This is a genomic window from Stieleria neptunia (assembly GCF_007754155.1).
Taxonomy (GTDB): Bacteria; Planctomycetota; Planctomycetia; order Pirellulales; family Pirellulaceae; genus Stieleria; species Stieleria neptunia.
This window is the reverse complement of record NZ_CP037423.1, coordinates 8,077,745-8,102,054: the sequence shown is the minus strand read 5'-3', so window position 1 is coordinate 8,102,054 and position 24,310 is coordinate 8,077,745. Positions and strand designations below refer to the sequence as shown.

Genomic DNA, 24,310 nt, shown 5'->3' with positions numbered 1-24,310 from the left:
CGCCCGACGCAGCCGTCGACTCAATTGCTGCCGCCGGCCCCCCAACATTCTTTTTCGTTGAGTCTCGTTGTACTCACGATTTCTTGGGTGCTCCAAGCAACCATCAGCTATCGAGCTTGTGAGAAAATTGCCCGCACGCTAGGCACCATCCATTCTGGATTGTCTCACGCCCCTACGGCAAACACGATTCAGAACTGGACGCTGCGACGGGGGCTGCATGAATTAACGCGTCCCAAAGAACAGGCCGACGATTGGATTCTCCTGGTCGACCACACGATCCAATTGGGAAACGAGAAATGTCTTTTGATCGTTGGGATTCGCCTTGAACATTGGCTCAATCTCGATCGGCCTATCCGACTGAGCGATCTCTCGGCCATCCTGATCGAGATTGTCCAGACATCCAACGGCAAGATTGTTGCCGAGCAACTGAAGAAAGCTGCTGACCGAGTCGGTCAGGTCAAGGCCATCATTTCCGACCAAGGTTCCGACTTGGTCAACGGAATCGCTGGTTTTCAACAGGAAAGCGAGTCGACGATCGCATTGACCGACATGTGTCACCGAACTGCGACGGCACTCAAACATGTCCTGCAGAAAGACCCTCAATGGGATTCGTTTCTCGGGCACTGTGGAAAGACACAACCGAAAGCCAAACAGACTGAGCTGGGATCGTTGTTGCCTCCCAAACTCAAGGTCAAGGCACGCTTCATGAATCTGCACAGTCTGATCGGGTGGGCAGAGCGGATGTTGCGTCTGCTTGACACCCCCCATGAAGAACGTCAGCAACAAGATCGACTTGGTCGCCTGGAAGAGAAATTCGCTTGGGTGCTTGACTATCGTGAATCGATCGCAGTCTGGGCACGTCTGATGCGGATGGTCGACAAGACGTTAGAGCACTCACGAACAGTCGGTTTTAACGCAGACTCGGCTGCTTCCCTGGCTGAAAAACTTTCGTGTGATGTAGGCGATTGGCAGAGCCAAGCGTTTCGCGACGAGATCGTCTCGGCGATCGAAGAGAATTCAAGCATTCTTGCCCCCGGGGAGAGGTTGCCGGCGAGCAGCGAAATCCTTGAATCCTTGATCGGTAAGGGCAAGCAGATGGGTCGACAACATTCTCGCAGCGGTTTCACCCGCAACGTCTTATCAATGGCTGCCAGCGTCGCCGACGTCAGTGCGGAAGCCATTGAAACGAGCCTCGCCTCCGTTACCCACAAAACCCTATGCAATTGGGTGAAGGACAACCTCAGACAAACCATGACGATGTTCCGCCGCAGCGTACTACCGTCATCCCCAGGAACCGATACGGCCTAAATCTGCTATCCTTCTGAGTTGCAATTTTGCGCAGCCCAGGCTCCGCCTCGCGTTCGTGTCGGTCGGAGGCGGAGCCTCCGTGACCTTGCGTTCCCAGGCGGGAGCCTGGGAACGAGTTCGGTCTACTCGTGACGGGGCTCTGCCTCGTCACGCACTGTGCTTGAGGCTCCGCCTCGCGTTCGTGTCGGTCGGAGGCGGAGCCTCCGTGACCTTGCGTTCCCAGGCGGGAGCCTGGGAACGAGTTCGGTCTACTCGTGACGGGGCTCTGCCTCGTCACGCACTGTGCTTGAGGCTCCGCCTCGCGTTCGTGTCGGTCGGAGGCGGAGCCTCCGTGACCTTGCGTTCCCAGGCAGGAGCCTGGGAACGAGTTCGGTCTACTCGTGACGGGGCTCTGCCTCGTCACGCACTGTGCTTGAGGCTCCGCCTCGCGTTCGTGTCGGTCGGAGGCGGAGCCTCCGTGACCTTGCGTTCCCAGGCAGGAGCCTGGGAACGAGTTCGGTCTACTCGTGACGGGGCTCTGCCTCGTCACGCACTGTGCTTGAGGCTCCGCCTCGCGTTCGTGTCGGTCGGAGGCGGAGCCTCCGTGACCTTGCGTTCCCAGGCAGGAGCCTGGGAACGAGTTCGGTGGCTCACGTATCTGTTGGCGGCTACCGCCAATCCCTGCAGACCTCTAAAAGCCCTGGCTCACCAGCGTAGCTTCGCGCGCTGGAGTATCGCCAATGAATTGGGTCGTCGACATAACCTCGCTTGACCGGGTTGTGGTGGATGTAATCCAGTTTCTGCCACATCATCTCGTCGGTATCGATGCGTTTGGGATGACTCCCTTCTTGCCAGAGTTGGTGGTCTTGGTCCTTCTTGAAACGCTGCTTGAAAAAACGGAGTTGGTCGAGCAAAGTCTGGTAGCCTCGTTTCTGCATCTGACGAAGAATTCGTGTTGCGGTGTATGACTTGAATTCCCCCACACGCTTGCCGAGTGAAGGTCCCAGACCGATCCAGTGCAGGTGGTTTTCGAGGATGACCCAACCTAAGATTTCAATGTCGCGTTCCCGCTGCAGGAACCGCCAAGAATCAAGCGTGATCTCCACAAAGTCTGGATTGGAAAAAACCGGTAGCCATGCGTTGATGGTGCACGTCAAGAAATGGGGATAATGATCCTCACCGAATTTGTAACGTGATCGGCCCATTGAATGTCTCCTACGCGATTACAGTAATGGATGAGCTGTTGAATTTGCATAGGTGTGCTATGCAACCTTGTTTCATCAGCGCATCCGATATCGCGGGAGAGGCGGAGCCTCAGCGACCTCACGTTCCTAGGCAGGAACCTAGGTGCGGGATCGTTCTCGTGACGAGAATCCCCAGAGACATACGTCTCAGGCATCTTGCTTTAATGGTCGGAGGCGGAGCCTCCGGGACCTCGCGTTCCCAGGCGGGAGCCTGGGAACGAGTTCAGTGTACTCGATTCTACTCGTGACGGGGCTTTGCCTCGTCACGCACTGCTCTTGAGGCTCCGCCTCGCGTTCGTGTCGGTCGGAGGCGGAGCGTCCGTGACCTTGCGTTCCCAGGCGGGAGCCTGGGAACGAGTTCAGTGTACTCGATTCTACTCGTGACGGGGCTCTGCCTCGTCACGCACTGCTCTTGAGGCTCCGCCTCGCGTTCGCATGGGTCGGAGGCGGAGCCTCCGGGACCTTGCGTTCCCAGGCGGGAGCCTGGGAACGAGTTCGGGTTTACGCGCCGAGTTGATCTCGCATCGACGTCTTGGCGGCGTCGAGTGCGGCGGGCAGTTTGCTGGGGTCTTTGCCGCCGGCTTGGGCCATGTCCGGTCGACCGCCGCCGCCACCGCCGACCATCTTGGCCGCGGCGCCGACCCATTGGCCCGCTTTCAAGCCCTTGTCGACCAGCGTGTGACTGAGACCGCCCACCAGCACCACCTTGTCGCCTTGCACAGTACCGAGCAGTACGGCCGATCCGCCCGAGGATTTCTTGCGGATCTGATCGATCCAGCCGCGCATCACGTTCGGGTTCGCACCGGGGACTTCGGCGACAACGATCAAATCGTCGCCGACCTTTTCCCCTTTGCCGATCAAGTCGTCCGCGGTGATCTTTCCGCCGGCGGTGGCTTGCTTCAATTGGGCGACCAAGCCGGCGCGGTCGGCGAGCATCGAATCGATTCGCGAGAGCACGTCATCTTGAGACACATTCAATCGCCGTGTGATCTCACGGACGCTGGCCCGGACGCTGGGATAATCGCCGACGTCCGCGGCGGGGCAATCCTTGGCGACGGCGAAGGCGTCGGCATGCTCGGACGGTTTACCACTGGTGAGTTCCTTCTTCAGTTGTCGGACTTCGCCGGCCAACTGTTCAATCGCACCGCCGGCATGTGCGGGGTCGGTACCGAGTCGCGCGGCGATGTCGCCGAGCAACGCTTGCGTCTGTTGGCGATGCTGCTCGGCGCGGGCGCCGGTCAGGGCGACGATTCGACGGGTGCCGGCCGAGACGCTTTCTTCGGCCATCAATTCGAACGTTTGCACGCTGCTGGAACGGGTCACGTGTGTCCCCGCACAAAGCTCTTTGCTGTAGTCGCCGATGGAGACCATGCGGACGGGATCGGGGTACTTTTCACCGAACAACATCATCGCGCCGGCCTTGCGAGCTTCGGCCAGCGGGATGGTCTGCCACGAGACCTCGGCGTCTTCGCCGATCCGCGTCATGACGTCGCTTTCGATTTTGACCAAGACGTCATCGGGGATCGGTTTTTGGTTCGTGAAATCGAAACGCAATCGATCCTCTTCGACTTTGCTGCCCTGTTGTTGGGCGTGGTCGCCGATGTTGGTGTGCAGCGCGTGGTGCAGGATGTGGGTGGCGGAATGGGCGCGTGCCAGCGCGCCGCGTCGTTCGGTATCGACGACCGCTTTGCAGCTCGCGCCTTCTTTGATTTCACCCTTGGTCAGCGAGCCGTGGTGGACGATCAAGCCGCCGTGTTTTTGTGTGTCGTGGACGATGAATTCGAAATCGTCCGAGCGGATGACACCGGTATCGCCGACCTGGCCACCCGATTCGCCGTAGAACGGGGATTCGCTGAGCACCAAACGAAATTCAGCGTCGCCGGGACGGCTGATCCGGCTCAGCAATTGCCCTTCGTCGTCTTTGTCCTTGCCGTCGCCGGTGATGATGCCCTTGATCGTCGCGGTCGTCTCGGTCGTGTCGTAGCCGACGAACGGTGTTTCACGCAGCGCTTCTTTGAGTGTTTCCAGGGGACCGGTCTGGAACAGTTCGACTTGCCCGGCACCGCTGGCGATCGCGTGTTCGTGCATCGCGTCGCGATAGCCCGGCCAGTCGAAGGTGAAGTTCTTTTCGGCGGCCAGGGTTTGCAGCAATTCCGGCGGGACGCCATAGGTCGTGTTCAGTTCGGCGGCTTCTTTGCCGGGGACCATCACCGCGTCTTCGTCGTTCATCTCCTCGAACAGTTGTCCGATACGTTTCATGCCGCCGTCGATGGTTCCGAAGAAAGCATTCTCTTCCGACGCGATGACTTCGCTGACGCGCTCGACGGTTTCGCCCAGTTCGGGGTACGCGGTTCGGCTGGCGTCGGCGACGGCGGCAACGAGCTTGTGCAAGAAGGGCTCGCGGAGGTTCATCTGGTAACCGTCCAACACCGCGCGGCGGATCAGACGACGGACGACATACTTGGCCTTGTCGCGTCCGGGGTAGACGTTCTCGTGAATCGCGAAGGCACACGCCCGTGCGTGGTCGGTGATCCGTCGCAGGCGTCGTCCGTTGTCGCTGTCGGGGTCGTAGTGCACGCCGACGACATCGGCGGCGGCATCGACGATCGGCCGCAGTGAATCGATGTGGAAGTTGGTCGAGACGCCTTGCAGGACGCTGGCGGTTCGTTCCAGCCCCATGCCGGTGTCGATGTTTTGGCTGGGCAGGGGTTTCAGGTTGTCCGGCGGATCGCCGACGCGATTGAATTGGGTAAAGACCAGGTTCCAGATTTCGACGTCGCTGCCGTCGTCCAGGTGATAATAGATTTCGCTGCACGGACCACACACCCCATCGGGGCCTTCGCTGGGCGCCGAGGCGGGCCAAAAGTTTTCGTCTTCGTCCATCCGAACGATCCGCTCGTCCGGCAAGCCGATCGATTCTTTCCAGATCCCGTAGGCCTGGTCATCGTCTTTGTAGACCGTCACGGACAATTTGGCGGGGTCGATGGCCAGCCATTTTTTCGCCGTCAAGAACTCCCAGGCCCACGCGATGGCTTCCTTTTTGAAATAGTCGCCGAAGGAGAAATTCCCCAGCATTTCGAAAAAGGTGTGGTGATAGGCGGTCCGGCCGACGTTATCGATGTCGCCGGTGCGGAGGCATTTTTGGCAGGTCGTCGCGCGGGTGAAATCGAGTTTCACTTTGCCCAGAAAGTGATCCTTGAACTGGTTCATCCCGGCCGGGGTGAACAGGACCGAGGGGTCCCAGGTGGGGACCAACACATCGCTGGGCTTTCGGACGCAGCCCTTGGATTCAAAGAATTCGAGATATTTTTCGCGGAGTTCGTCGGTTTTCATGGGTCAACGCACGGAGATTGAAAGAAGTGCAGTGCCGCCGATGATATCGGATGGATCCGATTTCTCGTAGACGGAGCGTTACAGCTTTTCCGCCGGCGTCGGCACGTTGGCGATCCGGATCAGCAAAACGGTTTGCTGTTCCATTTGGTCGACGTTTTTGCCGCCGAACATCTCCGTGCCGAGCCCCTTCCGATCGGCCGTTTCGGAGATCACAAACAGGTCGCCCTCGCCGCCGATCAGTTCAAATTCCATCGCGTCGAGCGACCAGGATTGACGGCGGACGTCGATCCGCAAGGCCGCGTCCCCCTGGACCCAATCTTGTTGCATGTCGCCGTGCTGGATTTCGGGCCGCACCCGCAAGCGGATTTGCGCGGCGGAGCTGCCCGGCTGTGGGGTGACCGCCAGCAGAAACTGGGGGTCACGCAGCGTTTGACCGATCGGTTGCGGTTCCTCGTGAATGATCACCACGTGGTCGCCTTGCACCGGCAATCGAACCGGCAATTCATAGCGTTTTCCCAATCGCATCGGGATCGTCTTGGAGCCTTCGCTTTGGTGGCTGGCGACCGAGACCGAGCTGAGGAATTCGGCGACGACGTCGGGCGGCTGGGCCGATTGCAGCGAATCGAGTTTGCCGACCAATCGATCCAGCTGAGCCGCTTTCCCGATCCGTAACCCGTTGTGCCGGAGCACCGTGCGGGTTTCCGGCGGCAGCACCGTTTCATCGACCCATTGCCACATCGATTGCAGCTGATCGGGATCGGCCGGATTGAAGCGGATTTGGACAAATCGCGTTTCCAGCTCGATCGAACGGGGGATTTTTTTCAGCGGCAACGCGGCCGTCCGGGTGTCGTGCTGCGACTCGTCGCGGCCGGGCCAGCTGGACCAGGACGCACAGCCGGCCAGCAAGACGGGGGCGGCGAGCAGGGGGGCCAGAAACAGGGGCATCGCCAGGGGGCAACGGCGGCGGGTTTTGCCGAGTGGTCGACTCGATCGCGGCGGGTTGTGGCAGCGCGGCATGGAGAGCATATCGGCAAAGAATCGGATGTGTCGGGGGCCAACAACGGCAGCGGCCCGTCAGCGTCAGGGTGAACGTCGGCGACCGCGATCAGGCGTCGTTTCACGCCCCTGAACTACGAATTCTGCGGGCTCCGCGTCAAGACAAGGCCGCCGCAGATTCCTCTTTTCGTGAAACACGACTTTCACTAAAGTGCCCCGATCCCGCATCCCAGCTGCCTGATCCCCGCAACGTCGAAATGAATTTTGGCCGTCGTTCAGGTCGCTGAAAATGTATTGTTGCTGTGGCCAAGGAGGAGCCCGACCATGTTGTTGGACCGGATCGATATCGATACTCACGGCCCCCTGACTCGCGTCGAGCTGGGGCCATTTTCAGAATCCTTGAACGTGATTTGCGCGCCGGAGGGTTCCGGGAAAACCGCGATCGTCCGCTTCATCCGGGACTCGTTGATCCGACGCGACTACCCGCTGGGGATGATGAGTTCCTCGGCCGGCCGCGTGGTCTGGGCCGACCGCAACGGAAAAATCCATTGCCGGCGTGAGCATGACGGAACGCCCAGCGGACGACGGACCATCGAATTCGAATCCCGTGGCGAGGCCGCGCATCGATTCGATTGGCTGCACGGCAGCTGGATCAACGGGATCGCCGATTCGACCGACGCGACGCGTGCCTTGGAATCGATTCGCATTCCCGAATCGATCGTCGACGGCATCGTCACCGACACCGCCGTGATCAGCGTTTCCCGAGTTATCGGGGCCTGCCTGCGGAGCGGGCTGGGCGACCCCGCCTTGTTCGCCGGATTGCCGGTCAACCGTTCGATCGTCAGCGGGCTCTCACCGGCGGAATCCGCCGACCAACACACACCGCGGCGGGCGATGCGAGATGAATTGGCCCGCATCGAAGCGGAATTGGCATCGATTCGGCAGACGTCCACCGGCCCTGCGGACACGTTCGACGAGGGTTCCGGCTACCTGTATCCCTCCCTGTCGGACACGCAGTCCATCGCGGCGCGGCGGCGGCAGTTGCAGGCACGTCTGGCGGCCCTGCATCGCGCACAACAATCGGCACAGGCTTCACCCCAGCGGCGCGACCACGGCGCAGCGTTCGGCGCCGAGCTGGCGGAGCTTCACGATCAGATTTGGCAGCTTCGTGTCCGGCACAGTGAGCTGTCTCGCTGGCTGGCCCATCTGCAATTCGATCGCAATCGCGTTCGATACACCGCACCGATCACCGCGTCGCCCTACGCCCGCGACGCGCACGCCGATCTGGCCGGTGGGCTGGCGATCGGCCACGGGGCGGCGCTGGACGTCGACGCCGAATTGCGACGCAAACTGATCGACGTCGATGCCCAAATCACCCGTTGGCGTCGGGTGATGACGGAGTTGTCCGGTCTGCGCGAGATCATTTCATCCGATGTTCACCGTGACGCCGTCGGTCGGCCGCTGGGTGACGCCACCGCGCTGCCGATGTCCGAGCACATGCTGCGTCGCGAACGCATGCACCATTTCCTTTCGTCGCTGGACCGCTACGCCGGAGATCCCTCGGCGGCGGCGTCGTGGTCGGCATTTGCCGCCGGCGCACGTCCGACACGCTGGCCGGACGAAATCGATCTGCGGATCGAAGCGATCGTCCGACAAGTCGATTGGCTTGCCGCACGCTATGATCAACCCCACTCGGCGGCGCCGGTCTGGTATCGCGACCTGCCTGAGGATCTGGCCTATCGGGGAAGTCGCTCGTTGGTGCATTCGCTCCACGCGATCCGTGACGACTTGCAAAATGTTCGCCGACATGGATTCCGGTTTGCCCATTCGGCAACCGAACCATCGCGTGAAGCACGTGCCGCCGAACACGCCCTGGCCGTGCGTCGAGACCATGAACTGTACGATTTGCGACGCAGCGAACAGTGGGTCGTCGCGACGATCGAGCGGCTGCTGGCCTATCGCGAAGGCCTGGTTCGCAACCGCCAGCTGGCCGAACGGCTTCGCTATCCGTCTTGGATGGACGAAGCCTATCATCGGCAAACCTGGTCGGCTTGGTACATCAATCACCTGGATGGTGAAGCGATCGCGCGCGGCAAAGAACTCGATCAAGTCACCGCACAACTCGATCGCTGTGTCGCCCGGGCGGCGCAGTTGCGTCGTCAGATGCTGGCCCAACCGATGCACCCCGTCGCCGCACCACCGTCGGCCTACGCTGGGTTGGGCGATCCGGGCTTGGGTTATCTGGGCCTCGGCGATCTGGGGCCGAGCGGCTTCGCGGTGGATCCGTCGATGCTGCAAATGGAAATCGACGCGGTCGAATCCGAATTGCGAGCACTCGATTCGCTTCCCCAGCCGGACTGGGCCGATACGCCGCGAATGAAGTGGCTGAAACGTCGTCGAGCCGAGTTGATCCAAAGGCTCGGGGTGCCCCAAGCGGCGTCCCGCTCGGCGTCTCCGTTGGCCGATGAAGCGAGCCAATGGCTGGTCCGTCTTTCCGGCGGCCGGTTGTCGCGGCTGGATTGGAGCGACGCGGATTTCACCACCGCCCCCGGCCAGGTCGAGGCCGCGACGCGAGTCGGATTTGCCAAGATCGACGGCCGTGAAGAAGCGAACTGCCCCGCGGCCGATCGGGCGCTGGCGGCTCTGGCGCTGCGGATGGCCGCCGCCGACTTGCTGGCCCGAACCGGACGCGCGATCCCGCTGGTGATCGAAGTCCCGCGCGAACTGGTTCGCCTCCAGGATGTCGGCGACGCGTTTGGGGCGATCTCCGCCAGCGACGCGGCCTTCCCCATCCAGACCGGCGGTTCACCAGCGGTTGGCGTCAACCTTTCGGTGCTCGCGGCACTGGATGATTTCGCCAAGAATGGACGGCAAGTCGTGATGCTGGCCAGTGACTCGATGTTTGCCGACCAGGTCGCTCGCCACGGGGGCCAGGTTTTCACGATTCATGGTCAACGCGTTCAACATGAGCACCGGCCGCTGTGGAGTCCCCATTTTTCGGACGAAGGCTACGCCGGCCCCCACGCAGCGTCGCACTTGCCGCCGAGTTCCAATGGTCTGGGGGCCGATGGCGTGGTTCCCCATGACCCGATGCCGCATAGCGATGCCTTTGTGGACCGCTATCACGACGAGTACTTTGATCACCTGCCGATCGGTGCCTCGCTTGCCGACATCAATCGCAACCTGGATGCCGTCTGGCAGGAAGCGTACGGAATTTCGCCCTACGCTGAATCGCTGTCTGGCCGACACAACGCTCACGTCGCGCCTCATTCTCCGTCTCCGCGCTCGCCCTACGCAGAGTCGCCCTACGCAGAGTCTCCCTACGCAGAGTCTCCCTATTTGGGGGCTGGTTACATGGGGCCGGCGTCATCAGCCGCACCGGTTGCTCCCGCCACGCAGACGCAGACCTACCGGGCGTCGATGCCAGCGGGATCGCCCGGCCCGATGTTCGTTGATCCGGCGCAACACGACTCGGGGCATTGGCATGACGGGTATTATTTTGCCGATTCCTACACGACCGCGCCGGCTGCCCCGTCGATGCCGGCAACGCAGTCGATTCACGGTTCCCCCGCCGCGGCGTCTCGGTCGGCGTCGGGCCACCTGCAAGCCAAGACGGCAGACGCCCGTTCGACGACCCCGCAAGGGCCGGTGTCACCGTTTTTCCTGTCCGTCGACAGCCCCATCGATCAAGCGCCGTCGATCGACGCGGTCGCCGCGGCGCGGTTGCGAAGGTTACAGGTCACCCACATCAATCATCTGATGAACCAGGACCCCAACCGGCTGGCCGATTCGCTCGGGCTGGCCGGCGTGACGGCGGCGACGATTCGGCGTTGGCAGGCTGAAAGTCGCTTGGTTTGTCATGTTCCCCAGTTGCGTGGGTTTGACGCCCGGGTGCTGGTCGGATGCGGGATCGCCGATGCGGGGCATTTGGCATCGATCGACCCGGCCGACCTGCTCGATCGTGTGGAAGCGTTCCTGGCGACCGAACGCGGACAACGGATCCTGCTCAGCGGTACCAGTTACGAGCTTTCGCGGATCACCAGCTGGATCGCAGCGGCAAACGTGGACACCGACGACAACCCGTTGGGCATGATGCGCGACCACCAGACCGTCGATGGCCGGGTGCTCCGCCAGCCACACGATCGCAAGTCGCTCGACGCCAAACTGGACGACGATCGCTACGAATACGAATTTGTCGATGACAGCGGTAACGTCGTCCGCGCCTCGTCCAATCGGTCTCGATCAACCCGGCGTTCGTCCGGCACGCGGCAACGCAGCGGCGGACTGTCCGAACGATCCAACGGGTCCCGAAATGGCAGCCGATCGATCAACGGTGCAGCCCGCAGTCGCGACACCGGTTCCGACGGCCGTCGTCGCCGCGCCAGCCGGTCGGGATCAGGCCGCCAAGCCGATGCGCCGGAAACAACGGATCAGGGCTATCGGACCAGCGGTGACGAAACCGACCGGAGCGATCGCACGCGAAGCCGTCGCGGCGGCGACGCGCGGTCGCGTCGTTCGGCAAGCCGTTCGGCCAGCCGTTCTTCACGACGTGGAGCCGAGCGTTCGTCCTCCGAGCATGCTTCATCTTCAGAACGTGCGTCGTCCTCAGATCGTTCGCCTCGACGGGAGCGGATGCGTGATGAGACGCGTTCGTTCGACTCCGCAAACGACGACAAGGAACTTCGGTTTTACCTGCAACGCGAGAGTCCCATCGTGGACGCGCCGTCGATCGGATCGCGGATGGCGGAAAAGCTCGAGGCGGTCGGAATCTTCACGGTCGATGACTTGCTCAATGCCGATCCGACGGAGGTGGCCGATCAATTGAATCATCGTCGGATCGACGCCGAAGTGATCACGGCATGGCAAAACCAAGCGATCCTCGTTTGCCGAGTCCCGATGTTGCGTGGGCACGACGCGCAATTGTTGGTGGCGGCGGATGTCACGACGGCGGAGGAAGTCGCAGAGTACGACCCGAGCGAGTTGTTTGCGTTGATCGATCCGGTCGCCCGCAGCAACGAAGGCAAACGCATCATCCGCGGAGGCCAGTTGCCGGATCTGGATGAGATCACCGAGTGGATTCAGTATGCGGCGTTGAGTCGCGAATTGGTCGCGGCGTAGGGCGTGGGGCACCACCTCGTTCCAAGGCTCCGCCTTGGGACGGGCATCGCCGGAGGCTCCGCCTCCCGGTGACAAGGCGGAGCCTTCGAGCCATGGCGTTCACAGGCGGAGCCTGGGCTGCGCAAAATTGCAACTCAGAAGGATAGCAGATTTAGGCCGTATCGGTTCCTGGGGATGACGGTAGTACGCTGCGGCGGAACATCGTCATGGTTTGTCTGAGGTTGTCCTTCACCCAATTGCATAGGGTTTTGTGGGTAACGGAGGCGAGGCTCGTTTCAATGGCTTCCGCACTGACGTCGGCGATGCTGGCAGCCATTGATAAGACGTTGCGGGTGAAACCGCTGCGAGAATGTTGTCGACCCATCTGCTTGCCCTTACCGATCAAGGATTCAAGGATTTCGCTGCTCGCCGGCAACCTCTCCCCGGGGGCAAGAATGCTTGAATTCTCTTCGATCGCCGAGACGATCTCGTCGCGAAACGCTTGGCTCTGCCAATCGCCTACATCACACGAAAGTTTTTCAGCCAGGGAAGCAGCCGAGTCTGCGTTAAAACCGACTGTTCGTGAGTGCTCTAACGTCTTGTCGACCATCCGCATCAGACGTGCCCAGACTGCGATCGATTCACGATAGTCAAGCACCCAAGCGAATTTCTCTTCCAGGCGACCAAGTCGATCTTGTTGCTGACGTTCTCCATGGGGGGTGTCAAGCAGACGCAACATCCGCTCTGCCCACCCGATCAGACTGTGCAGATTCATGAAGCGTGCCTTGACCTTGAGTTTGGGAGGCAACAACGATCCCAGCTCAGTCTGTTTGGCTTTCGGTTGTGTCTTTCCACAGTGCCCGAGAAACGAATCCCATTGAGGGTCTTTCTGCAGGACATGTTTGAGTGCCGTCGCAGTTCGGTGACACATGTCGGTCAATGCGATCGTCGACTCGCTTTCCTGTTGAAAACCAGCGATTCCGTTGACCAAGTCGGAACCTTGGTCGGAAATGATGGCCTTGACCTGACCGACTCGGTCAGCAGCTTTCTTCAGTTGCTCGGCAACAATCTTGCCGTTGGATGTCTGGACAATCTCGATCAGGATGGCCGAGAGATCGCTCAGTCGGATAGGCCGATCGAGATTGAGCCAATGTTCAAGGCGAATCCCAACGATCAAAAGACATTTCTCGTTTCCCAATTGGATCGTGTGGTCGACCAGGAGAATCCAATCGTCGGCCTGTTCTTTGGGACGCGTTAATTCATGCAGCCCCCGTCGCAGCGTCCAGTTCTGAATCGTGTTTGCCGTAGGGGCGTGAGACAATCCAGAATGGATGGTGCCTAGCGTGCGGGCAATTTTCTCACAAGCTCGATAGCTGATGGTTGCTTGGAGCACCCAAGAAATCGTGAGTACAACGAGACTCAACGAAAAAGAATGTTGGGGGGCCGGCGGCAGCAATTGAGTCGACGGCTGCGTCGGGCGATTCTTCAGGGGCTGCTCCGCGTTTTTAACTGCTCTAATTCACTCTGCAGCTCGGCGACGCGCCGCCGCAGTTGGCTTGCCTCGCCTCTCCATCGCTGGCGGCTCTCTCTCGCATTGCAGAGGTTTTGCTTGAGTTCCTTAATCAACCGCTTGGATTGCATGGCGTTGTTCTTCCATTTCTCTCGTCCACGGCGTGCCGAACCAAGAAGTTTGGAAACAGGTGACTTATACTCAATCGTGGCTTGAGACATGACTGAACCTCCATGACGCGGAAAAACTGCATATAAGAGAACCAATTCCGTCAAATTCTCAAATAGCAATTTCAACACAAAACCGGTCGGTTTTGCGCAGCCCAGGCGGAGCCTGGGAACGAGCCGCCGAGTGATCCTTGATCCACCACCGAACAATCACAACTCGGTTGGGCGTCCGTACGCTTGCTAGCAAACCGTAGCTCCCGCAGGCCAAGGGTGATTGCCGCAAAACGTTCGATTTTCGATCCAGGCTCTTTGCCAACGGCTTGATCATCGCTTACTCTCTCGTCAATTCTTGCCACCCTTCATTTGCCCGACCAAAAGGAGTTTGGAATGAGCACGCGAATTCCACTGAGCCGCGCCGACGAGGAAGCTCGTTTGCGCAAAGAGCGTTTGGATTTGAGTATCGCCGAGATGGGGCTGTCGGTTCGGACGACGAACTGTCTTGAAGAAACCGGTATCCTGACGGTGCGTGATCTGCTGGGCGCGACGCCCAAGCGGCTGCTGTCGATCAGCAACTTCGGCGAGAAGACTCTCGGTGAAGTTTACGCCGCGTTGGAAGAGCTGGGATTCTTTCGTCCCAGCCGACGACCTCAGCAACCCCGTTGACATGGCGCGCTTTCTTCGACCCTGGAGCAAGAAACGGGGAAAGCGGTTCATCGGCACGGAGCTCCGCAGCCTGCTTTGGGAAACCGCCTTTTACAGCGGTGTTTTCTTAGTCGGGGTGTTTGTCGTGTCGTTGGTGGTGATCAGCCAGCTGTCTTCCTGGGACCAGCTGGAGACACTCAAAGAACTGACGAAAATCCAGCCCGAGGCCGTCACGCCTGAAGAGCTTGAGGGGGGCGGCTTGGCGAGCTGGATTTTCGGCATTTTAGGGGTCGCGGCGATCGGATCCGGCGCGGGCGGTCTGATTTATCGCCTGGTTCGCGTGGGGGCCAGCAATGAGCGTCGTTCGGCGATGGCCAAACGGGCTTCATCGATCGAAATCATCGTGCCTTCGGCGACTGACATCGAAAAGATGCCATCGGTGCCGCGGGGCAACGCGCTGACGGACAGCCCGGGGGAGCGGCTGACGTACCGTTTGGCGGCCGAGGGGACGTCGGGCAACGAACTGGTCGGGCCGGCGCTGCTGGCGCTGCTCTGGAACGCGGTCTGGTTCGTCTTGCTGGCCGTGGTCGTGCTCGGATTCTGGCATTCGAGTCCGCGTTATATTCTGACGGGACTGCTCGTGCCGTTTGGCGGGGTCGGTTATTGGTCGTTTCGATATTTTCTGGCCCAGTTGCGTCGATCGGCGGGGATCGGGCCGACGATTGTCGAAATCAGTGACCATCCGCTCTACCCAGGCTGCAAATACCGCCTCTTCGTTTCACAATCCGGACGGCTTCGGCTGCGTCGGCTGCGTGTTCGTGTCGCGTGCGAAGAAGAAACGGTGTATCGTCAAGGGACAGATGTCCGGGTCGAGCGATATGAAGTTTTCACGCAAGAATTGTGTGCCGAACGCGATGTTCGAGTTGACCCGCAGGCACCTTGGGAGCAACAATTCACGATCGACCTTCCATCCAATGTGATGCACTCCTTTGTGGCATCCCATAATGCGGTGCGATGGAAAGTGATCGTCTCTGGAGAAGCCCGTCCGTGGCCATCGTTCTGCCGAAGCTATCCCGTCGTCGTTCATCCTCCGGGTTTGCCTCCGAAACGCAGCCCGCGATGAGTGTGTCGCTATGCCGCGAGGACGGCATCTACGAGGGCGGGAAAGAGCTCTCGGCGACCTGGCGGGTTTCCCGCGTCACCCTGGATTCGCTCAGTGCGATCGAGATCTCCGTGCTCTGGTATTCCGAGGGCAAGGGCGACACCGACCTGCATGTCCACCACTTTGAGCGGTATGAGGAAGAGCAGATTCGCCGTTTCGGGCTGGCCGACAAGCACTCGCTGGCCTGCTTGCTGCCGGCGACGCCGTTGAGCTATCACGGCCGGCTGATCCGACTGCGGTGGTGCGTCCGGATGCGATTGTTCCTCAGTGACGGCCGAGAGATCGTCACCGACCAGCCGTTCTACCTGGTCGCTCCCCAGTCGATCCAAAGGGGCACCGCGATCGTCGTCGGCGACGAACGCCGGAGCCGTCCCCAGTAGTGGCACCCTAAGGTCGATCCGTTTCGCAGGTACGATGGCCCTTCCGCGCCGTCGTCCGTTGGACTCTGCGCGACGACCTGGAAAGGACGTCGTACAAACGATCCGGTCGCCTCGTGCCGGAGGCGGGAGCCTCTGTGACCTCGCGTTCCCATGCGGGAGCCAGGGAACGAGGTGCGTGATTGGCCTTCGCAGGTACGATGGCCCTTCCGGGCCGTCGTCCGCTGGGCTCTGCGCGACGACCTGGAAAGGACGTCGTACAAACGATCCGGTCGCCTCGTGTCGGAGGCGGGAGCCTCCGTGACCTCGCGTTCCCAGGCGGGAGCCTGGGAACGAGGTGCGTGATTGGCCTTCGCAGGTACGATGGCCCTTCCGGGCCGTCGTCCGCTGGGCTCTGCGCGACGACCTGGAAAGGACGTCGTACAAACGATCCGGTCGCCTCGTGTCGGAGGCGGGAGCCTCCGTGACCTCGCGTTCCCAGGCGGGAGCCAGGGAACGAGGTGCGTGATTGGCCTTCGCAGGTACGATGGCCCTTCCGGGCCGTCGTCCGCTGGGCTCTGCGCGACGACCTGGAAAGGACGTCGTACAAACGATCCGCCTCGCCTCGTGTCGGAGGCGGGAGCCTCCGTGACCTCGCGTTCCCAGGCGGGAGCCTGGGAACGAGGGGCGCAGCAAGTCATTTCAGCATCGACAGGCTGGAAGCCTATCCCACTTTTTTGTCCGCGCGTGATTAGCCTTTCATCGCATCGACGACGGCTTGACCCATGTCGGCCGGGGTCGGGGCGACGGTGATCCCGGCGGCTTCGAGCGCAGCGACCTTTTCCGTCGCCGTGCCCTTGCCGCCGCTGATGATCGCGCCGGCATGGCCCATGCGTTTTCCCGGAGGTGCGGTGCGGCCGGCGATGAAGGCCGCGACCGGTTTGGTGACGTGTTCTTTGACAAACGCGGCGGCTTCTTCTTCGGCCGATCCGCCGATCTCACCGATCATCAAAATCGCTTCGGTTTGATCATCGGCCTGGTAGCGTTTCAGCAGATCGATAAAGCTGGTTCCGACGATCGGGTCTCCGCCCAGTCCGACACAGGTGCTCTGGCCGAGTCCGAGTGCAGAGGTTTGCCAAACGGCTTCGTAGGTCAGCGTCCCGCTGCGGCTCATCACGCCGACTTTACCGGGGTTGTGGATGTAGCCGGGCATGATCCCGATCTTGCACTGGCCGGGGGTGATCAAGCCGGGGCAATTGGGGCCGATCAAAACCGCATCGCTGGCCCGGATCTTTTCGTAGACCCGCACCATGTCGACGACCGGGACGCCTTCGGTGATCGCGGCGATCACTTTGATGCCGGCATCGAGGGCTTCCAAGATGGCATCGGCGGTGAACGGCGGGGGGACAAAGATCATGGTCGCGTCGGCGCCGGTTTCGCCGACGGCTTCTTCGACGGTGTCAAAAACGGGGATCCCTTCGACGTCTTGGCCGCCCTTGCCCGGCGTCACGCCGCCGACCATTTGGGTGCCGTAGTCACGGCAGCCCAGGGTGTGGAATTTGCCCGCACTGCCGGTGATGCCCTGGCAGATGACTTTCGTACTCGCGTCAATCAAAATACTCATCGGAAGGTTCGTCTCAGTCGAGTCAGGTGTGCGTTGGGTTGGATGGTGAAGCGCGGTGAAACGCTTCGGGTTTCGGCTCTGGGGCGTCCCGGAGGAAGCTTGAGAGCTCGGGTTTCAGAATTGGGAATCAAACCCCGGTCGCGGCGACGATCTTCTTGGCCGCGTCGGTGATGTCGGTGGCGTTGATGACATCGACATCGCTTTCGGCCAACATCTTGCGTCCCTCTTCGACTTCGGTGCCTTCCAAGCGAACCACCAGTGGGACATCAAAGCCGACGGTCTTGCTGGCCTCGATCAGTGCACCGGCGATGGTGGTGCAGCGGGCGATGCCGCCGAAGATGTTGACCAGCACACCCTTGACGTTGGGGTCGGACAACAGGATCCGAAAGGCTTCAGTGACTTGTTCGCTGTTGGCGCTGCCGCCGACGTCCAGGAAGTTTGCCGGTTGGCCGCCGTGGTACTTGATGATGTCCATGGTCGACATCGCCAGCCCGGCGCCATTGACCAGGCAGCCGATGTTGCCTTCCAGTTTCACATAGCTCAGTCCGGCGTTGCCGGCGCGAAGTTCGCTCTCCTCTTCTTCGGCCAGGTCGCGGAGGTCGCTGTAGTCGGGATGGCGGAACAGGGCGTTGTTGTCGAAGGTGATCTTGGCGTCCAGGGCGATCATTTGGTCGTCGCCGGTGATGACCAGCGGGTTGACTTCGGCCAGCTCGCAATCCGAATCGACGTAGAATCGGCACATCGCCGGCATGAACTTCGCCGCCGCCTTGGCCGCCGCGCCGCTGATGCCCAGCTTTTTGCAGAGCTTTCGCACCTGATACGCTTCGAGCCCGACGGCGGGATCGAAGTGCTCTTTGTGGATCAATTCCGGTGTGTTTTCGGCGACCGTTTCGATCTCCATCCCGCCTTCGGTGCTGACCATCAGCACCGGTTTGGCGGCGGCGCGATCGAGCACGATGCCCAGGTACAACTCGCGGGCGATGTCACAGCCCGCTTCGACGAACACCTTGTTGACGGTTTGCCCGGCCGGTCCGGTCTGGATCGTGACCAGCTTTTTCCCCAGCAATCCTGCCGCGGCCGCCCGCGCTTCGTCGGCACTTTTGGCCAGCACCACACCGTGCTGCTTCGGGTCGTCGATGATCGTGCCCTTGCCCCGTCCACCGGCGTGGATCTGTGCCTTGACCACTGCGATCGCGCCGCCCAGTTTGTCGTAAGCCGCGGCAGCTTCATCGGGTGTGGTGGCGACGACGCCGTCCAAGACCGGCACTCCGGCCTGTCGGAAAAGTTCTTTGCCTTGGTATTCGTGGATTTTCATCGAGGTTTCGATCCGCGTGCGTGGAAGACGATGTTTCGGCGGGACGGCTGCGCCAGCCCGAGCCCCAGTTCCCGACAGCTCCAGCTGCCGAGAAGTCCCGAAGTGTGTGAGCCCCAGACCTTTGTATCGCAAGGACAGGTCGTCAGCGACAGACTCCCTTCGCAAAGGCAGACTGTCCCTGCGGCAAACATCCCAGCAAATGCTGTACCCTGGTGCTCCGGCTACGGGTCCGCGAATATACGTTCGCGGCGCAAGCGCCGGAACCATAGGCAGCGTGATTACGTCATCAGCAACGTCAAAGAAATGCCCGACTACCTTCGATTACACGCCGACGACAACGTGGTCATTGCGACCGAGTCACTGGACGCCGGCCGAGTCGTCCGGGTCGACGGAAATCCGATCACGCTGGCCGGCCCGATCGCGACCGGGCACAAGTTTGCGATTCGCCCCATCGCGGCCCAGTCGCCGGTCCGCAAGTATGGCCAACCGATCGGAATCGCTCGGGAATCGATCCAACCAGGCTGCCACGTCCACACCCATAATCTGCAAGACCAGCACACCGTTGCCGAGACGATCACGTCGACCCATCCGCCTGCAAAACCTTCGCCCCTGCGACGTTCTTTCCAGGGTTACGTTCGACCCGATGGGCGGATCGGCACACGCAACTACGTGGCGGTCTTGTCCACGGTCAACTGTAGCGCGACGGTTTGTCACAAGATTGTTGCGAGATTTGACGAACAACGGATGCGGCGTTGGCCGAACGTCGACGGAGTGTTCGCGGCGTCACACACGACCGGCTGTGCGCTCGAGTACGACGGACGCAAGCATCAAATGATCGCCCGAACGATGGCCGGTTACGCCGACCATCCCAACGTCGGCGGACGGCTGATCATCGGTTTGGGTTGCGAGCAAAACACGCCCGCCTATCTCGCCCAGCACCACGGGATCGTTCCGCTGCATGCTCCCGACGGTCGACCGCTGACCCGTGACGAAGGTGTTCCGATGCTGACCATGCAAACCGAAGGCGGGTCGCAGGCCACCATCGAACGGGGCGAACGGATGCTGGAGCAACTGCTGGATTTGGCCAACCAAGCCACCCGCAGCACCGCCGATGCGTCGGCACTCTCGATCGCCGTCGAGTGTGGTGGCAGCGACGGCTATTCCGGAATCACCGCCAATCCGGCCATCGGGATCGTCTCCGATCGAGTGGTCGCCTGTGGCGGCACCTCGATCATCTCCGAAACGACCGAACTGTATGGCGCCGAACACTTGTTGTGCGATCGCAGCCGGTCGCCCGAGGTCGCGCAGAAATTGGTCGATCGGTTGCATTGGTGGCAGCGGTACGTGGCCTACTACGGCGGCGAGCTGAACAACAACCCTTCGGTCGGAAACAAAGCCGGCGGATTGTCGACGATCACCGAAAAATCACTCGGCGCGGTTTCCAAAAGCGGGGCGACGGCGTTGGAAGCGGTTTACGACTACGCCGAACGTGTGACCGCCAAGGGGCTGGCGGTGATGGACACGCCGGGATTTGACCCTGCCAGCGTGACCGGCAAGGTCGCCGGGGGAGCCAATTTGGTGATGTTTTCCACCGGCCGCGGCAGCTGTTTCGGCTGCAAACCCGCCCCGGTGATCAAAGTGGCCTCCAACAGCGAATTGTTTCACCGCATGCGCGACGACATGGATCTGGACGCCGGCGAGGCGATCAGCGGCAAATCGATCGAGCAACTCGGCGACGAATTTTTTGAGTTCGCCTTGCGGGTGGCCAGTGGCGAACCAACGGCCAGCGAGCGGAACGGATTCGGCGACCATGAATTCGTCCCCTGGACCGTCGGCCCCACCCTGTGACGGGGAGTCTTAGGGGCCGTTCACTTCGGGGGCCGTCGCTACGGAAAGCAGCCCAAGGATATAACGCTGTGAAGCATTTTTTAGCGGTAGGGCGCGAGCGGGCTGTCGATTTAGTCGGGATCGGTTGAGTCAATGGTGAGCCGCTGGCCGTCAGGCCTCGGGCAGCGTCGCAGTGCCCGGCCGCTTACGCGTCGCGGCTCACAAAATCGACAGCCCGCGAGCCCTCCGGTGTTTTTGCAAAGAGGAAGAACCGGAGGGCTCGCGCCCTGCCGCTAAAACCTTGAGAAACACATGGGGGAAATGCTTCGCAGCGCTGCCATCGGAGGGCCATTTTTTCAGAATCCCCGTTTTTTGGGGCCCGTCGGTTTGGCAAACCCCTCTCTCACGTCACGATCTCCGCGCCAGCCCGAGTCCAGAGATTCGACCGCAGCCTAACCGTGGCGTAAACTAAAAGCCCCCGCGCCGTGTCGCCTCGCACGCGCAAGCAGCGAATCGTTCCGGGACCGCGGATCCGGATCGGATCGGTGAACCGAATTCTCCCCAGCCGAACTCCCAAAAGGCACACCAGCATGATGGCGCGATTCTTCTCTTCGACCCGCTCGGGGCACGCTGTGAAGCATTTTTCCCCTGTGTTTGTTGAGGCTAGAGCGGCAGGGCGCGAGCCCTCCGGTTTTTCCTCTTTGCCAACAGACCGGAGGGCTCGCGCCCTGCCGCTAAAAAATGCTTCACCGCGTAGCCGCTCGGGCCGTCTGTTGTTTGCAATGTTGCTGTTGGCTGCGCCCCTCTGTGTCTCGCAAGCGGCGTTCGGACAAGGCGCAGGATTAGGGCCGAGTTTGGGCCGCGAACCGATCGGCAGCGGTTATCCGTCGCCGGAGTATTACTTTGCGTTGGAGGTTTACCGCAGCGGTGATCTGGAACGGGCCATGGACGCCTTTGACGTGGCGATCGCGCGGACCCGGAAAGACATCAACGGGCATTGGATCGATGCGATTCCGGTGTTCGCGATGATGGGCGAATGCCAGTATCGGCTCGGTGACCTGGAAGGCGCGATGCAGAGTCTGGATATGTCGTTGAAGATCGCGATTCGATACCGCGGCTGGCTGGGGCGACCGGTGTGGACGGAAGTCCTGATGTCGCAGTTCAAAAATTCACCGAAGCAGTACTTGTGGCCCGAGGCCAACGCGGTCAATCGATTACCCGTCACGCGAACGATCAAGTTCTACTCCGGCGAACAAATGACCGAAGCCCGCTTGGCTCAGGGCGGCGTCATCGAAGAATTGAACATCAAGCCGATCGACGCGATCGAGATTTTGCGCGGGCTGGCGATCGCGTCCTACCGTCGTCGCATCATCCTGGGGCCGCTTGCCGAAGGGGACGCGTTGGCGACGCAGTTACTCGATAGCACCAAGTATCCCGCGGGGCTGCAATTGCCGATCGCGCGCAGTCTGATCGGTGCGATGCGGGCCGCCGAGCGTTTCGGCGCGATGCAAGATGAAGAGGCCGTGACCGATGCCGCGACCAAGGCCACGTACAACGGTGGCGTCCACCCGATCACGCCGATCACCGGGCTTTGTGCCGCATCGGCGCTGGCCGGATCGGACAAGCCCGCCGCGGCGATCCCGCTGTGCTTGGCGATCACGAACCAAGCCGCGTCGATGGATTATTTCGAATGGGTCGGCGAAGCGTTGCAGTTGGCCGCGGGATGTGCGACGTCCAAAGACGCCGCGGTGATCCAGCAGGCCGGACAAGTCGCGGCGACCAACCTGTTGCGGAAATCGCGATTGGCCGCACTGCATTGTCTGATCGCGTCGGCGGATGCCGCGGTCACCGCAGGCGATTTTGCTTCGGCCCAGGCGCGTTTGGGCGAAGCGAAATCGATCGCGATGCGGCGCGACGTGGTGCAACCCCGGCTGGATGCCTACGGTGCCTACGTCGCCGCCCGCTTGGCCACGCGCACGGCAAACGCATCGGCTGATTCCGGTGGGGGCCGCCCCTGGGACGATAGCTTGTCACAGATCTTTAACTTTGCGACCAACAGCCGAATGCGAAAACGTTCGCTGATTTCGATGCCGCGACTGTATCAATTGCAGCGTGTGCGGCTGGCGTTGGGGCGAAACTTGGATGGCCAGTCCGCCGATGTGTTGTTGTCTCGCTATGCCGATGATCCCTCGATCGATGTTTGGCGGCGCGACCCCGTCGATGCCATTGCCGGCGTGATCGCCGATCGCGATTCGTTGCGGCTGGCCCGCTTGCGAACGGCGGCCTCACGCGACAGCGGCCAAGACGTGCTCGCGCGCATCGAAGACCTGCAAGCGGGGCGGGTCCGCAGCCAGTTGCCGTTGGGGGGACGCGTGATGCAAGTTCGTGCGCTTTCGCGGATGCCGGATGAATTGCTGGAAAAGAAGGTCGTTGAATTTCGTAACGCCGCCGCTCAATCGATTCGTGACCTCCGCACCGCCGCCAAAGCCGCGTTGGATGCCAAGCCCGCCGCCGGCGCCGATCCGGCACTCGTTCAAAACCGCATCGATCAACTGGATGCTCAAGCTTGGGCGATTGCCATCGATCGCAATGAGCTGCCCGTCGTGATGCCTCATCCGCTCGATGACAAACAACCCACCGCGGTGCTGGCCGACGACGTCGGCATCCTGGCGTTTTGCGAGGACGGCAATGTGCTGCACGTCGTTCTGTGCACCAAACAGAAATCCACGTATTGGGCGATCAAGGGTTCCAGTCGCATCGCCGGCGAGATCGCCAAACTGACCCGTGGGATCGGGGCGGCACCGACGCGCGGCGCCCGGCTGCCCGAAGACGACCGCTGGCGGGACGACGCGGTCGCGTTGCGCGACCGTCTGATCGCGACCGGGACCGGGCCGCTGGTCACCGGCCGACTGGCAGGAATCAAACACCTGGTGGTGATCCCCGATTCGCTGCTTTGGTATCTGCCGTTTGAGCTGCTGCCGACCGACGGGCCCGATTCGCCGCTGTTGGGTGATTCGATCCAGGTGTCTTACGCCGCCACGCCTTCGCTGGCGATCTATCCGACGGCTTCAAAATCCACCAATCCTGTCATCGCCATGACGGCCGGAAAATTCTTCGCCCCCCGCGAAGCAGAAACCAATGCGTCGTTGGTGCAATCCATCCTCGATTCCATTCACGCCGGTGCCGCCGTCCGTCTGCCCGCCGATGCGTCGATCCCGACCAGCCGCAGCGGCGAGGTGGCCGGGCATCTGCTGGTCGGCGAACCGGTGACGCCCAACCCCGCTTCAGTACTCGATTCGCCGCTTGCCGCTTACGAAACGTCGCTGCGACAAGGCCGACTGCGATCCTGGCTGGGCTATCCCCCGGGAACACCCGCCAGTGTGTTCCTGCCCGGTTTCCGTTCCAACCTGGACACCAGCCAAGGCGTCTCGGGCCATGAGATCATGCACACGATCGCCGCGTTGCAGTACAGCGGCGTCCGTGATGTGATCCTTAGCCGGTGGGCGGTCGGGGGAGAATCGACGGCGATCCTGTTGCGTGAATATGTCCAAGAGTTGCCGTTCTTGGGTGCCGCCGATGCCTTGGCCCGAGCCAGGAGTGTCCTGCGTCGCAGCGAAATTTCGCCGCTGGGCGAACCTACCCTGTCCGGATCCGATCAAGAACGGGAGACACTGACCGGAAACGAACCGTTTTTCTGGTCCACCTACCTGCACGCCACACCGCTGAATTAACGCGTGGACACGACACACG

The 24,310-nt window shown here is 61.3% G+C and carries 14 protein-coding genes; 7 read left to right on the top strand and 7 right to left on the bottom strand.

What is annotated here, in order from left to right; genetic code table 11:
- Positions 1 to 87 precede the first annotated feature (87 nt).
- Positions 88 to 1,308, top strand: coding sequence for a hypothetical protein (locus tag Enr13x_RS28225; protein WP_145384426.1), 1,221 nt, complete (start codon positions 88 to 90; stop codon positions 1,306 to 1,308).
- 647 nt (positions 1,309 to 1,955) lie between these two features.
- Here Enr13x_RS28225 and Enr13x_RS28220 read toward each other — a convergent pair.
- The 3 genes from Enr13x_RS28220 to Enr13x_RS28210 form a co-directional block, all read right to left on the bottom strand.
- The gene (locus tag Enr13x_RS28220; protein ID WP_145390211.1) at positions 1,956 to 2,492 is read right to left on the bottom strand and encodes an REP-associated tyrosine transposase; all 537 of its coding nucleotides are present in this window, start codon (positions 2,490 to 2,492) and stop codon (positions 1,956 to 1,958) included.
- Between the two features lie 540 nt (positions 2,493 to 3,032).
- Complete coding sequence (alaS, locus tag Enr13x_RS28215) at positions 3,033 to 5,864, bottom strand: alanine--tRNA ligase (protein WP_145390210.1); 2,832 nt, start codon at positions 5,862 to 5,864, stop codon at positions 3,033 to 3,035.
- 78 nt (positions 5,865 to 5,942) lie between these two features.
- The gene (locus tag Enr13x_RS28210) at positions 5,943 to 6,881 is read right to left on the bottom strand and encodes a hypothetical protein (protein ID WP_145390209.1); all 939 of its coding nucleotides are present in this window, start codon (positions 6,879 to 6,881) and stop codon (positions 5,943 to 5,945) included.
- Positions 6,882 to 7,184: 303 nt separating this feature from the next.
- Between Enr13x_RS28210 and Enr13x_RS28205 the strand changes: the two genes are divergently transcribed.
- Positions 7,185 to 11,978, top strand: a complete 4,794-nt coding sequence (locus Enr13x_RS28205) for a DUF4332 domain-containing protein (protein ID WP_145390208.1) — start codon at positions 7,185 to 7,187, stop codon at positions 11,976 to 11,978.
- Between the two features lie 151 nt (positions 11,979 to 12,129).
- Here the strand turns inward: Enr13x_RS28205 and Enr13x_RS28200 are convergent, their stop codons facing one another.
- Together Enr13x_RS28200 and Enr13x_RS28195 are read right to left on the bottom strand one after the other, a co-directional pair.
- Positions 12,130 to 13,350, bottom strand: a complete 1,221-nt coding sequence (locus Enr13x_RS28200) for a hypothetical protein (RefSeq protein WP_145384837.1) — start codon at positions 13,348 to 13,350, stop codon at positions 12,130 to 12,132.
- 92 nt (positions 13,351 to 13,442) lie between these two features.
- A complete protein-coding gene (locus tag Enr13x_RS28195) occupies positions 13,443 to 13,688 on the bottom strand; it encodes a hypothetical protein (protein WP_145384425.1) in 246 nt (81 codons plus the stop codon).
- 333 nt (positions 13,689 to 14,021) lie between these two features.
- Between Enr13x_RS28195 and Enr13x_RS28190 the strand changes: the two genes are divergently transcribed.
- The 3 genes from Enr13x_RS28190 to Enr13x_RS28180 are packed head-to-tail and all read left to right on the top strand — an operon-like array spanning position 14,022 to position 15,818.
- Positions 14,022 to 14,297, top strand: coding sequence for a DNA-directed RNA polymerase subunit alpha C-terminal domain-containing protein (locus tag Enr13x_RS28190; protein WP_145390207.1), 276 nt, complete (start codon positions 14,022 to 14,024; stop codon positions 14,295 to 14,297).
- A gap of 1 nt (position 14,298) precedes the next feature.
- Positions 14,299 to 15,399, top strand: coding sequence for a hypothetical protein (locus Enr13x_RS28185; protein WP_145390206.1), 1,101 nt, complete (start codon positions 14,299 to 14,301; stop codon positions 15,397 to 15,399).
- Entirely contained in the window at positions 15,396 to 15,818 is a 423-nt protein-coding gene (locus Enr13x_RS28180) for a hypothetical protein (protein WP_145390205.1), read from the top strand. The genes Enr13x_RS28185 and Enr13x_RS28180 overlap by 4 nt, the downstream gene beginning before the upstream one ends.
- Before the next feature lie 727 nt (positions 15,819 to 16,545).
- Here Enr13x_RS28180 and sucD read toward each other — a convergent pair.
- Both sucD and sucC read right to left on the bottom strand, forming a co-directional pair.
- The gene (sucD, locus tag Enr13x_RS28175) at positions 16,546 to 17,418 is read right to left on the bottom strand and encodes a succinate--CoA ligase subunit alpha (protein WP_145390204.1); all 873 of its coding nucleotides are present in this window, start codon (positions 17,416 to 17,418) and stop codon (positions 16,546 to 16,548) included.
- A gap of 127 nt (positions 17,419 to 17,545) precedes the next feature.
- Positions 17,546 to 18,733: an ADP-forming succinate--CoA ligase subunit beta gene (sucC, locus tag Enr13x_RS28170; protein WP_145390203.1), complete on the bottom strand. Its 1,188-nt coding sequence runs from the start codon at positions 18,731 to 18,733 to the stop codon at positions 17,546 to 17,548.
- Positions 18,734 to 19,036: 303 nt separating this feature from the next.
- Between sucC and Enr13x_RS28165 the strand changes: the two genes are divergently transcribed.
- Together Enr13x_RS28165 and Enr13x_RS28160 are read left to right on the top strand one after the other, a co-directional pair.
- The gene (locus Enr13x_RS28165; protein WP_145390202.1) at positions 19,037 to 20,581 is read left to right on the top strand and encodes a UxaA family hydrolase; all 1,545 of its coding nucleotides are present in this window, start codon (positions 19,037 to 19,039) and stop codon (positions 20,579 to 20,581) included.
- Positions 20,582 to 21,342: 761 nt separating this feature from the next.
- Positions 21,343 to 24,291: a CHAT domain-containing protein gene (locus tag Enr13x_RS28160; RefSeq protein WP_197455409.1), complete on the top strand. Its 2,949-nt coding sequence runs from the start codon at positions 21,343 to 21,345 to the stop codon at positions 24,289 to 24,291.
- The last annotated feature ends 19 nt before the right edge of the window (positions 24,292 to 24,310 follow it).